This is a genomic window from Burkholderia sp. MSMB1498, assembly GCF_001526245.1.
GTDB classification, from domain to species: domain Bacteria; phylum Pseudomonadota; class Gammaproteobacteria; order Burkholderiales; family Burkholderiaceae; genus Burkholderia; species Burkholderia savannae.
The window spans coordinates 22,137-33,878 of the sequence record NZ_LOYJ01000040.1 but is presented as its reverse complement, the minus strand read 5'-3'; the positions used below and the strand labels follow the sequence as shown (position 1 = coordinate 33,878).

Annotated in this window: 10 protein-coding genes; all 10 read left to right on the top strand. The window is 60.2% G+C overall.

Annotated features, from left to right (window positions below):
• Positions 1–189: 189 nt before the first annotated feature.
• The 10 genes from WS91_RS07920 to traD all read left to right on the top strand — a co-directional run bounded on the left by WS91_RS07920 (position 190) and on the right by traD (position 11,739).
• Complete coding sequence (locus WS91_RS07920; RefSeq protein WP_059670076.1) at positions 190–1,119, top strand: hypothetical protein; 930 nt, start codon at positions 190–192, stop codon at positions 1,117–1,119.
• A 7-nt stretch (positions 1,120–1,126) separates the two neighbouring features.
• Complete coding sequence (locus WS91_RS07915) at positions 1,127–2,317, top strand: vWA domain-containing protein (RefSeq protein ID WP_059670075.1); 1,191 nt, start codon at positions 1,127–1,129, stop codon at positions 2,315–2,317.
• A gap of 277 nt (positions 2,318–2,594) precedes the next feature.
• Positions 2,595–3,641 carry a CpaF family protein gene (locus tag WS91_RS07910; protein ID WP_059670074.1) on the top strand — a complete coding sequence of 349 codons (1,047 nt, stop codon included), beginning with the start codon at positions 2,595–2,597 and terminating at the stop codon, positions 3,639–3,641.
• Positions 3,642–3,658: 17 nt separating this feature from the next.
• Positions 3,659–4,039: a TrbC/VirB2 family protein gene (locus WS91_RS07905; protein ID WP_059670073.1), complete on the top strand. Its 381-nt coding sequence runs from the start codon at positions 3,659–3,661 to the stop codon at positions 4,037–4,039.
• Positions 4,032–4,343 carry a VirB3 family type IV secretion system protein gene (locus WS91_RS07900; RefSeq protein WP_082758125.1) on the top strand — a complete coding sequence of 104 codons (312 nt, stop codon included), beginning with the start codon at positions 4,032–4,034 and terminating at the stop codon, positions 4,341–4,343. Before WS91_RS07905 ends, WS91_RS07900 begins: the two co-directional genes overlap by 8 nt.
• The gene (locus WS91_RS07895; RefSeq protein ID WP_059670071.1) at positions 4,340–6,811 is read left to right on the top strand and encodes a VirB4 family type IV secretion system protein; all 2,472 of its coding nucleotides are present in this window, start codon (positions 4,340–4,342) and stop codon (positions 6,809–6,811) included. The genes WS91_RS07900 and WS91_RS07895 overlap by 4 nt, the downstream gene beginning before the upstream one ends.
• Before the next feature lie 11 nt (positions 6,812–6,822).
• On the top strand, positions 6,823–7,563 hold the full coding sequence (locus WS91_RS07890) for a hypothetical protein (protein WP_059670070.1): 741 nt from the start codon (positions 6,823–6,825) through the stop codon (positions 7,561–7,563).
• A complete protein-coding gene (locus WS91_RS07885; RefSeq protein ID WP_059670069.1) occupies positions 7,560–8,570 on the top strand; it encodes a type IV secretion system protein in 1,011 nt (336 codons plus the stop codon). Before WS91_RS07890 ends, WS91_RS07885 begins: the two co-directional genes overlap by 4 nt.
• Positions 8,570–9,874, top strand: a complete 1,305-nt coding sequence (locus tag WS91_RS07880; RefSeq protein ID WP_059670068.1) for a TraI domain-containing protein — start codon at positions 8,570–8,572, stop codon at positions 9,872–9,874. Before WS91_RS07885 ends, WS91_RS07880 begins: the two co-directional genes overlap by 1 nt.
• On the top strand, positions 9,871–11,739 hold the full coding sequence (gene traD / locus WS91_RS07875) for a conjugative transfer system coupling protein TraD (RefSeq protein ID WP_059670067.1): 1,869 nt from the start codon (positions 9,871–9,873) through the stop codon (positions 11,737–11,739). Before WS91_RS07880 ends, traD begins: the two co-directional genes overlap by 4 nt.
• The last annotated feature ends 3 nt before the right edge of the window (positions 11,740–11,742 follow it).

The window sequence follows — 11,742 nt, the reverse complement described above, 5'->3', positions numbered from 1 at the left end:
TTCCACACGTTCCAGCCGATAACCTGTCCAGCAGCCCAGTGCCTGAAGTGCCTTTCGATCGAGCAATTGCTTCCTCCAACATCCTTAAAATGAGGTGTCAGATTATGCAATCGCTCGAAAACCCTCCACGGTTTCCTGCGATGAACCTTTTTTTTCGTCTTGCCATTTTCTGTCTATCTGGAGCCATTCATGAACATCACCGATCTGCGGTCCAAGGTCATGCTGTCGTCCGTCACGATTTCCACGTGGGTTGCCCGTCGCTACGACGGGAAAGTAACCGAGGAGGTCGAGAAAAACCACCGCGCGCGCGGCATCGGGCGCTTCAACAAGCGCCTGCTGCCCGAGCACGCGCCGAGTTACGCCGAAGTGCTGTCGATTGGCAACCGAATCCGATCGCACTATTACAGCCGCACGCTGAAATACGACCAACTGGGCGTGCGACTCTTGCCGACCATGGTCTACATGGAGCTGGCCGAGCGGCTGCGCGCGATGAAAGACGAGTTCGATCTCGCCGCGTCGATCTTCCTGACGAATTACCTCGACCTGAAGGAGCAGGCGAGGACGGAGATGAACACTCTGTACAACGAGGCGGACTACCCGAGTTTGGCCGAGCTAAAGGGTAAGTTCGGGGTCAAGCTGTCGGTACTTCCGTTCCCAGACGCAAGCCAGTTCGGTGTCGATCTGCCGAGCGATGTGCTGACCATGTTGCACACGGAGATCGATGAGCATGCGATGGCGTCGATCCAGACCGCGAACAACGACCTGGTCGGCCGGTTGTACGAGGCCGTCTCGACGATGGCGTCGCGCCTGTACGCATCCGGTAACGTCCGTCTCGACGTCGCGAACCACGTTCGCGAGTTGTGCGATCTGCTTCCGAAGCTGAACTTCAGCAATGACCCGAAGCTCGCGCACATCCTCGCGGAGGCGAAACAGCACCTCGCCGCGCACAACGGCGCGGACCTGAAGGAGTCCAGCGTCCTGCGCTCGCACGTTGCCAGCAAGGCGACCGAGATCGAGGGGATAATGGCGGCCTTCATGGGCGGCGCGCCGGCGGCACCGCTGACTGACCAGATTCCGGATCAGTCGGCAACCCGCCTTTCGTTCCTCGCCGCTGCATGATGACGCCATGGACTCACGCATCGCGAAGCAGCGCACGGCGCTGGTCCTCGACCACCCGTTCATCGGAGCGTTGGCGCTTCGACTCAAGGTCCGGGAGGATACGAGTTGTAAGACGTTCTGGACGGACGGCGAATCGCTGGGCTACAACCCGGTGTATGCGGCCGGCCTGACAGACCTACAGATTCGCGGTGTGCTCGCCCACGAGGTGTGGCACGTTGCGAACGGGCATTGTTGGCGGCAGGGTTACCGCAATCCTGACGGCTGGAACGAGGCGTGTGACTACGCCATCAACCCGGTCGTGCTGGATGCCGGCATGCAGCTTCCGCCTGGCGGCATTGTCGACGTGCGTTTCAAGGGGATGTCCGCGGAGGAAATCTATGGGATGCGCCTTAACGAGGCTCGGCAAGCGGCGAAGCAACAGAGAGGAAAGCAGCGGACCGATTCACAATCGGGAAGTCAGCCGCCCGGTTCTCGACCGCCGGATTCGACGGAGGACCCGACGACCGAGCCTGAGCCGTCTTGCGGGGAAGTTCGGCAGTACGCCGGGCCCGACATGGCCGCGAAGGAGATCGAGTGGAGGGTGGCCGTGCTGCAGGCGGCCAAGGCGGCGCAGGCCTGCGGCAAGCTCGGCGGCGCGTTACAGGCCGCAGTCGAGCAAGCCGTCGTCGCGGTGGTCGACTGGCGTTCGATCCTGCATCGTTTTGCGCAGGACGCGGCGCCGACCGACTATACGTGGGCGCAGCCGAATCGTCGCTACCTGCATCTCGGGATGTATCTGCCGTCGTTGAACGAGCCGTCGGTGGGCGACGCGGTGTTTGTCCGTGACGCTAGCGGCTCGGTCTGGGATGAAACGCAGGCGCAGTTCGCGGCCGAGATCCTGGCAGTCGCCGACGCGGTTCGCCCGCGACGGTTGATCGTACTGGACTGCGACGAGCGGGTGACGCAAATGCAGGTGTTTGAACGCGGGGAGCCCGTCGAGCTCGCGCCGCTGAAAGGCGGTGGAGGCACATCGTTCATCGATCCGTTTCGACGGATCAAGGGCGAGGACATCGACCCCGCGTTTCTCGTGTACCTGACCGATATGGACGGGACGTTTCCGTCCGAAGAGCCGGCTTACCCGGTGCTTTGGGCGTCGACGACACCGCTTCGTCGAGCTCGGCGCGCACCGTTCGGTGAGACAATCGAAGTCGTGTGCTGAGTGGCTGCAGTGGCACGCCATTTCCTGAAACACGCCCGGTCCTTGTGACCGGGTTTTTTTTTTCGTCACTCGCAAACGCATGCCACCAGTGCGCAGGTTCGCGAAGGGCGAAAGCTATACGCTTTTCTGGAGCATTTCGGGTTTGCCCCTTCAACCGGTTGCGCGCGAATCGGCGCGCCGACGACGTTGCCACGCGCTTCATCGGGCGCGCGAAAGCTGTTCAATTTAGCCTTTCTTTCGGGGAATTGGCGGATGTGCCAGCTTGAACAATAGCTGCATGTCTGAAATTGCCGAAAATCCCTTTCTGAAGGTCGCGCGACTCGAAGAGAACGCGGTGCAGCTCTTTTTCGAGTCGCTGAAGCTCATCAAAGAACAGCTCGACAGCCCGAACGTTGCTGAGGTCATGATCAACTCGGCGAACAACATCTGGGTCGAGGAGCGTGGCGTGATGCGTCGCCTCGATGTCGAGTTCAATCCGGCGACGTTGACGGGCGCTATCCACTCGCTCGCTGCCTCCGTTGAGAAGTCGGCGCAGGCCGGCACGGCCCAGGGGATTATCAACGGCGGCCACAAGAATCTCCGGATCGCGACGGTGATGAAGCCGACGGCGATCGACGGCGACGCCCTCGCGATTCGGCGGCACCGTGAGACCAATCTGTCGATCAACGACTACGCGCGGATGGGCGCGTTCTCTCGTGTGCATGCGAAGCGAGATATCGATCGACCAGTTTTCCCGCCCGGCGTCGCCGACGAAGCGCTCGGCGAGGCATTCACCGCGATGGTCCAGCAACGAGCGAACGTTCTCGTCGCGGGCGGCACATCGACCGGTAAGACGACGTTCCTGAACGCGCTGAACGCGCTCATTCCCCGCGAAGAGCGCGTTATCACGATCGAAGACACGATTGAGTTGAAGGTCGACCTTCCGAACCGTGTCCGACTGCTCTCGAACCCCGACAAAGGCGTGACGACGCAGGTTCTGGTGGCGCTTTGCCTGCGCTTCCGTCCCGACCGGATCATCGTTGGCGAAGTGCGCGGTGGGGAAGCGTACGACTTAATTCAGGCACTCAGCACCGGTCACGACGGCGGAATGGGTTCGATCCACTCGAACGATGCGCGTGGCGGCCTTAGCCGCCTCGAGAGCCTCGCGATGCTGGGCATCCCGCCCGGCAGCCGCTGGGAGCTCACCGACATGCGCAAGGCAATCGCCGACTGCTTCCACTACGTCATTCACCTTCGCCGCTCGGGGGAACTGCGCCATGTGTCGGAAGTGCTGGCGATCAAGGGTTTCAAAGACGGGGACTACGTCCTCGAACGCGTTTTCTAACCACACGGGGTTTATCGATGAAGAAACACATTCAAACGGTGTGTTCGCTGGTCCGGAAAAGGGTGCGGGAAGCCGCCCACTACTTGTTCGGGCGGGGCGAGCGGCTTTCAACGTTGATCGCACTGATGCTCACGTTTGCGACGCCGGCCGCGAAGGCGGTCGATCTCGGGGATCTGGGCAATGCGGCCAACCTCGTCTGCCTGATTCAGACGTACGTGAGCGGGCCGTGGTTGTACGGGATGGGCATCGTCCTGATCATCGTTGGCGCGGTCATGATTTCGAACTCGGAAAGCAACTTCGGCAAGTTCCTCTCGACCGTGGTTGTAGGCTTGGGCCTTGCGTCGTGTGCGATCCCTATCGTCAAAAACCAGTTGAAGATCAACTACACCTGTGCGTGAGCCGAAGAAAGTTAGCCGGTCGCTTTCGCTGCCGCGCCAGATGGGCGGTGCAGATCGCGGCCTCGCTATCGCGAATGGAACGCTGACGGCGCTGCTCTGCTATAGCAGCATGACCCCGATCTATCTCGTCATCGGCATTGTCGTGCATTGGGTGCTTCGTTGGCTGTCGTCGAATGATCCGTGGTGGAAAGACGTATTGATCGTCTACAACCGATACCCGGATGTGCACGAGCCGCTGCCTACGTCTCAGGTCGCGGCCCGATTCAAACGGCCTTATGGCTTTGATCAGGAGCTTCCGTTGTGAGCGTGAATCCCAAGCGTCGCGCGATTCATGAAATCGCACCGTGGGCGACGATGGTGTCTCCCGAAGTCATACTCGACAAGGATGGCTCGCTGTTGACGCTGTACACCTTCGAAGGCGTCGACGCAGATAGTCCGAATGTCGACGACATTTCGGCGGCGCGTGACAATCTCGACCATGCGTGCAAGAACTTCGACCACCGAATCACCGCATGGTGGCGGCTGTCGCACCGACGCGTGCGTGGGCAGATCGGCGGGCGCTTCGCGTCAACGATGGACGAACGGATCGATGCGATCAACCAGAAAGCGGTGGGTAGCGGGAAGTACTTTCGCAACACCCATTCGCTTGCGCTCGCCTATACGCCCGAGACAGGGATCAACAAGCTGTTCGAGAAAGTTGCCTACCACATCACGGTAGGTGGCAAGTCGGTCCCGTTCGCGCTGATCGAGACAGTCAAGGATATGGTGCTGGCGCGTAGCGCGTTCGTGTTCGACATGGAGCGGATCACGTCGGACATCAAGCGATTCGAATCGATCCTGGATGCGTTCAAGGGCGGGGTGGCGCGACTCAAGCTGAAACGGCTGCAATTGCAGAATGCGTTGGCGTTTCTGCATCAGACGGCAAACCCCTCCGTTCCGCCGCGTCGAGTGCGCTATCCAGTGACGATGCTCGACACGCATCTAACGGAGACTTTTGTGACTTACGGGGCCGAACACATCATGTTCGAGTCGGCCTACGGCACGCGGTACGCGAAGATCATCTCCGTCAAGGAATGGATGGGATTTCAAGAGGCCGCGCTCGACGTGCTCGCAGATGTTGATGCAGAGCTCGACATCTGCGTGATGTTCCGCTTTCTGTCCGCCAGCAAGGCGCAGGCGTACATCGAGAAAATGCGCAAGTTCTACAAGTTCGCGGCATTCAGCCCCATGAAGATCCTGAAGAGCTTTTTCTCGAAGGACGAGAAGCGGGAAAGCAACGAGAACGAGAAGGGGCGGAAGATCCTTGCCGAAGAAGCGGAGAAAGCGGGCGCTCGCCTGATCGCGGATGGTCAGCAGTACGGCTTCGCGAATATTTCGGTAGTCGTCTATGGGGACACGATCGACGAGTGCGAAGACAATGCGCGCGAGGTAATTGGTCGCATCGGAAATGCCGGATTCGGCTTGATCGTCGAAAAGCGGAATCTTGCCGCAGCATGGGCGACCACGTTGCCCGGACGCTGGGATCAGCAGAAGCGCTTGCAGTTCGTCGAGACGCCTGTCGTCTCCGACATCGCGCCACTTCGTGGTGTCGCTGAGGGAAGCGAAGTCAACGAATGGCTTACGCAGCAACTGGGCGAAAAGGTCGGTCCGCTGACACTGCTGCCGACGCGCCATCGCACGTTGCAGCGCGTGTCGCTGCATCACCCAGGTGGGAAATCGCATGCGCTGATTGTCGGTCCAATTGGCGCTGGCAAGACGATCCTCCTGAACTTCCTCGTTTCGCAGACAGGTCGCTTTCGACCACGGCGGATCAAGTTCGACAAGAACCGGTCGACACGTATCCCTACGGTATTGGCAGACGGCAAGTTTGTCGACGCGACAGGCAAATTTTCTGCCGCGACGCAGGTCAATCCGCTGTCCCTGTTGGCAGACAGCCGTCACTACACCTACGTGTCGGACTGGGTTCAGATGGCGATCGAAGGTGAGGACTTCACCTGCAATCCAACTCAGCAACGCACGATCTATGAGCGCGTGGTTACGCTCGCGCAAGGCTACGGTCCCGAGTACTGGACACTTTCCTTCCTGACGACGTTACTGCCGGTCGATCTGCGTGAGCGGCTGCAGATCTGGACGAAGGGCGAAAAGAACGGTCGCTTCTTCGATCACGTCGAGGACGCATTCTCGCTCTCCGACGACCTGGCAATCGAGATGGGCGAGCTGTTCGAAAGCTATCCGGTTGCCGCGGCGCTGTTCATGGATTATGCGTTCTATCGGATTTCCCAGTGGCTGGATGGCAAGAAGCTGACGGTCATTGAGGTCGAGGAGTGCGGCTTCTTCTTCCAGTATCCGCGCTTCTATGCGCGTCTCGAGATGTGGGCCGTCACGATTCGTGGATTGAACGGGACACTCGTGATGGCAACGCAGTCGCTTGGACAGCTCGAACGCGTGCCGAATTTCGAGATTCTCAAGGAAAACATCCCGAACCTGTTCTTCTTGCCGAACCGTGATGCACGCAACAACAAGCGGCTCTATCGCGACGTGTTCGGTTTGACCGACGACCAGATCGACATGATCACCAACGGGGTTCCTAATCGGGACTACCTGTGGGTGACGCCCGACCACTCGCGGATGCTGCAGGCGCAATTCTCAAAGGAAGCACTCGCGATGCTGCGCGCCGATGGGGCGGCTCAACGCACGCTCGACAAACACCTCGCTTCCGGATCGCCGCACTGGTGTGAGGAGTACCTGCAAGAAATGCGCACCCTCGACTAAAAGGAAACACGATGAAGTTCATGCCGACCCTCCGTGCCGCTGCGTTCGCGACTTCCATGCTTGTCGCCCAACATGCGTTTGCAATAACCGTGTTCGACCCGATGAACTATGCGCAAAACGTGGTCACGGCCGCGAAAGCGGTCCGCGGCGAGATCTATCAGAACACGAACATCATCTACCAGTACCAGATGATGGCGAACCAACTGATGCAGGCTACAAACCTGAATCCGGCCGCGTGGAGGGCGGCGTACGACCAGATCACAGGGGACATCAACAAGGTCAAGAGGCTGGTCGGGACGCTCAACGGCCTTTACGGCGACCTGAAGAAGGGCGAGGAGTGGGTGACGCAGGTGCAGGGGCTCATCAGCCGGTCAGGAAAGTCGAATGCGCAATGGTTCGCGGATATGAATACGCTCGTTCAGCAGAACGACAAAGTCGCGCGGAATCTATTTCAAATGGGCTCGAACATCATGCGGCACACGGACGAGCTAGCACAACGTCGACAGGAACTGCAGTCCGAGCTTTCGATGGCGCCGACCCAACAGGCGACCGCCGAGATCACGACGCACTACCTTGATATCGTGACGAGCCAAAACTCGGACATTCTGCAGCTCAACGCGGCCAAGGCGCAGAAGGAGGCGCAGAAAGACGCACAGCAGGCCGAGGAGGACAAGGAGAAGTCCGCTGACGCGCAAAAGTTCATTACGAAGCAGCAGGCAGAGCGCGCCGCATATGGTGTCACGCAGCCATGAAGCCCGACGTAATGCGTTGTTTGTCCCGCATTGGGCTGTTCGTCTTGATCTTGGCGCTGCCGACCGTGACGAGAGCCGAGATTCTAGACGGTCTGTCACAGATGATGAGTTCCGGCTGGAGTTCGAGCTATGTGAACGGTGAGGTCGCGAAGGGCGCCATGGCCGCGATTGAAGAGATCTCGACGATTATGAAGAGCTTGATCGACCTCGCGGTGACGGTCAGTCAGTCTCTCGACAAGGACTCGGACAAAATGGCGGGCGGACTTGCCTTGATCACGGTCGTACTTGCCGCGATACGATTTGCGGCGACTCGAGACCCGATTGCGGCGTGGCAAAGCCTGTTCGAAGATCTCGCCATTCTGGGCATATTCGCATCGGTCTATCTCGCCTACGGTAGCTGGGCGCCCGGGTTTTATAAGTGGTTCAACGACATGGCGATCGCCGTCTCCGGGACCGACACACAATCGCTTCCGATGGCGATGGTGAAATCGGCCGGGTCGATCTACGACGCAGTCATCGAGGCGCTGAAAGCCGAGCATTGGTGGAACTACCTTGCCCTGCTGATCAACCTTGTGCCACTTCTGTTCGCATGGCTGTTCCTGATGGTCGCGGCGCTCGTGTTCCTCTTCTACATCTCGCTTGGGACGATTCAGATGGCGGTCGCGATCGTGATGGGCAAGATCGCCTTCGCATTGGGCATGTCCGAGTTCACAAGAGGATGGTTCAAGAGCTGGCTCGACTTCACCATCGGCGCCGGCATGTACATGGTCGTCGCCGCGATCCTCCAGCGCTTGATGACGACCACGCTCGCGACGTCGTTTGGGAACATGATCTCGAAAGGTCTGACGACGCCATTTTCGGGATCACTGGCGTTGGATATGTCGATTTTCGTGCTTATCCTGGCTTTCGAGATTCCGAAGTTCGCTTCGATGTTTGGCGGCGGCGCGAATGCAAGCGGCTCAGCGTTCAAGAGCCTGACGAAGTTCGCAACGAAGGGCATGGTGTGATGACGGACGTGCGTCTATTCAAGCCCGTCGAAGCCGGCGAGCTCACGGTTCGCAATGAACGCCGGATCGACCTCATTGCGCAGTGCGCGAACGAGTCGTCACGCGCCGAGTTCGATCGGAAGTGGATGTCATTGATTCGGCGTTGCGCGGACTGGTTTTCGTCCGTTCCGTTCAGCCCAGAGTTGTATCGCGAGCCGGCCGGCGCGTTCCGCTGGACGGTTGAGACGGCCTTCTATGCGATGCGACTCTCGGGTGGCCTGAAGTTCGGGACGAATCTGCCTTCGGAGCGGCGGCGTCGTATCGAGCCGCAATATAACTACGGTGTGTTCCTGGCCGCGATCTGCTCGGGTCTGGATGAACCGTATCGTCACTTCGAGATCGAGCGGGCGACGGACCGGCAGGTCTGGAACCCATCCGTCCACGGCGCGGTCGGGCCGTGGTTCGCCGGGGCAAGCTACCGCGTGACGCGGCGGGCGGCGCCGCTTCCCATCGAACGGATGCGGACCGGCATGCTGGCGCATGCACTAGTCGGCACCGAGCTGCTCGCCGGGCTCGACTCGGAGGTGCAGGCTGAGATATTTGGCGCGATCAATCCAACGCAGAGCCCGATGGGCGTCGAATCGCTGACCCACAAGGTCGTCCGACAGGCTGTCGCGACGGCGGTGGAATTTGACCGGAAGGCCCAGCGAGCTGTTTTCGAGCCGGTGACGTTCTCCGTGCCGTCGGCGATCCACGTGGCAGCCGAGCTCGAGCCGACGGTTGAGGCTGCGCCGGTCGCAGTGCGGTCTGCGCCCGCTCCAGCGCAGCCAGAGGCCGCTGACTCTGGGCCGGCGGCACCGGCTGCCGGTTCACCGTCTAGCCCGGCACTATTGCCGGCTGCTGTCAGGGACACCGCGACACCGGGCACTTCAGTTGCCCCAGCCGGACCGAAGGGCCCAGGGGGTCGGCAGATGGCACTCGAGCTGCCGGCGCCCTCCACTGCGCTCAATCCGATCGAGATCCGTCGCGAGCCAGCCATCGCTGCGCCAACTGAAAATCGTTTTGACGACGTGTTGAAGGGTGCGCCCCGCATGATCGCAGACTTCTTCGCGGCGCTGCGGCAGGATGTCGCGGCGGGCAAGGCGAAGGTGCGTTGGACCGATCAGGGCTTGGCGCTGTCGAAACGCACGATCGGTGGGTACGGTGTTGCGAGCGACACGCTGATCGAGCATATGCGGCGACGCAGTTTGTTGCTCGCCAACGAGGCGACCGAGGTGACGCTCGCACCGCGCATTGGTGAGTTGATTCAGGAGCGCGGCGCGTGAGAGGCTATGTCAACCACTTTCGGCCGATTTACGAGGTCCGGGCGGCGTTCGGATGGCTGGTTGCACTTCTCGTTCTGCCGTTCTTGGGTATGCCGTATGGTTGGGCGTTCGCGCTCTTCGCGCTCGCATTTGGGACGTTCCGCTCCGGTCAGGTCTGGCGCGCGCTCAAGTTCCGGATGGGGTTGTCGACGAAATGGTTGACGACGCTAGCGGTGCCCACGTTGCTCGCGATTCAGGCGCGCATGCGGGTTGAGGCCAATGCAATGTACCTCGGCACCGGGTTCGAGTGGACCCAGAAGCATTGCCAGATGGCCCACGACATCCTCCGGATGCCGACCACCGAGATCCCAGGCCTACCGAGGTGGCTGCCGAAGACCAAGCCCGGGCGAGCCTTCGAGGAGATGATCGAGAAGCTCTTCGCGCCAAAGGACAGCATCAGGGATCGAACGCCGCAGGGCGCGTCATGGATTCACGGTCTTGAGGCCAACAAAGGCCATGTACCGTTCCACTACAAGGCGATGGGCGGTCATACTGCGGTGGGCGGCACCACCGGCGCCGGGAAGACCCGCACCTATGAAGTGATTTCGACGCAGGTCATCCATTGCGGTGACGTGCTGATCGACATCGATCCGAAGAACGACAAGGAGTGGAAGGCACGCGCGGAGCGAGAGGCGAAGCGAACTGGCCGGAAATTTCTCTACTTCAACCAAGCGAAGCCTTCTGAGTCGATCCGTCTCGAGCCGCTGGATAGCTGGTCGCAGCCGTCGGAAATTCCAAGCCGCATCGCGCAGTTGATGGAGGAGGGGCCGTTCCGCGATTTCGCGTACCTCTTCATCAGCCGCTCGGTGAACGGCGAACTGTACATCGGCGACAAACCGAACCTGCGCTCGATCCTGAAATACGCTCAGCTCGGCATCGATCCGCTCCTGGAGAAGGCACTGAGGCGCTTCTTCATCGAGAGCGGGTTGACCGACTGGGAGGAGTTGGTCACAGCTGACACCGTCAAGATCGCAAACAAGCCGGGTTCCACGCGCGTCGACGCGATGATCTCGCTGTACCAGGCACGCTTTGGTGCGAACGATCGCGGACACGAGGCGATTGACGGGCTGATCGCGACGCACGTGCACGATCGCGAGCACTACATGCGGATCATCGCTTCGGCGCTGCCACTGCTGCAAATGCTCGCGACGGGCGAAACCGGACTGATGCTCGCGCCGAAGGTCGATGATTTCGAGGACGAGCGCGAAATCTGGACGATCGAGAAGGTCATTCGCCAAAAGGCAGTTCTCCACATAGGTCTTGACTCCCTGTCGAACAGCATCGTGGCGAAAGCCATCGCGTCGATGATCCTGGCCGACGTGTCGGCCGTGTGCGGCTCGATCTACAACTTCTACGACAAGCCGCCCGAGGTGGTGCTGATCATCGACGAGATCGCGGAAGCGATAAACGAGCAGGTGATCCAGATCCTGAACAAGGGCCGCGGAGCGGGCTTCAAGGCATTCGTGGCCTTCCAGACACGCGCTGACCTCGAAGCCAAGCTGGGGAATGCCGCAAAAATGCTGCAGGTTTTGGGGAACCTGAACAACCAGATCATCTTACGCTTGGAAGATACCGACACGGCTGAGTGGTTCTCGCAGAAGGTGGGGGAGACCGCGATTCGCAACCTGATCGTCTCAAGCAGCACGAGCAAGGCCAGCGAAGGCCACGTCGGCGAGTTCACCGGCTCGGTGACGCGGTCGCAGCAGCTGGAGGCGGTTCCGTTGATACCGACTCGCCTGATACAGAGCCTGCCGAACCTGCAGTACTTCATGCGGATTTCAGGCGGCGCGGTGTACCAGGGACGTATTCCAATTCTTACAGGCTAAACA

What these genes read in the sequence shown, in the direction of transcription:
- WS91_RS07920 (WP_059670076.1), top strand. Translation starts at nt 190, where the DNA reads ATGAACATCACCGATCTGCGGTCCAAGGTCATGCTGTCGTCCGTCACG.
- WS91_RS07915 (WP_059670075.1), top strand. Translation starts at nt 1,127, where the DNA reads ATGGACTCACGCATCGCGAAGCAGCGCACGGCGCTGGTCCTCGACCAC.
- WS91_RS07910 (WP_059670074.1), top strand. Translation starts at nt 2,595, where the DNA reads ATGTCTGAAATTGCCGAAAATCCCTTTCTGAAGGTCGCGCGACTCGAA.
- WS91_RS07905 (WP_059670073.1), top strand. Translation starts at nt 3,659, where the DNA reads ATGAAGAAACACATTCAAACGGTGTGTTCGCTGGTCCGGAAAAGGGTG.
- WS91_RS07890 (WP_059670070.1), top strand. Translation starts at nt 6,823, where the DNA reads ATGAAGTTCATGCCGACCCTCCGTGCCGCTGCGTTCGCGACTTCCATG.
- WS91_RS07885 (WP_059670069.1), top strand. Translation starts at nt 7,560, where the DNA reads ATGAAGCCCGACGTAATGCGTTGTTTGTCCCGCATTGGGCTGTTCGTC.
- WS91_RS07880 (WP_059670068.1), top strand. Translation starts at nt 8,570, where the DNA reads ATGACGGACGTGCGTCTATTCAAGCCCGTCGAAGCCGGCGAGCTCACG.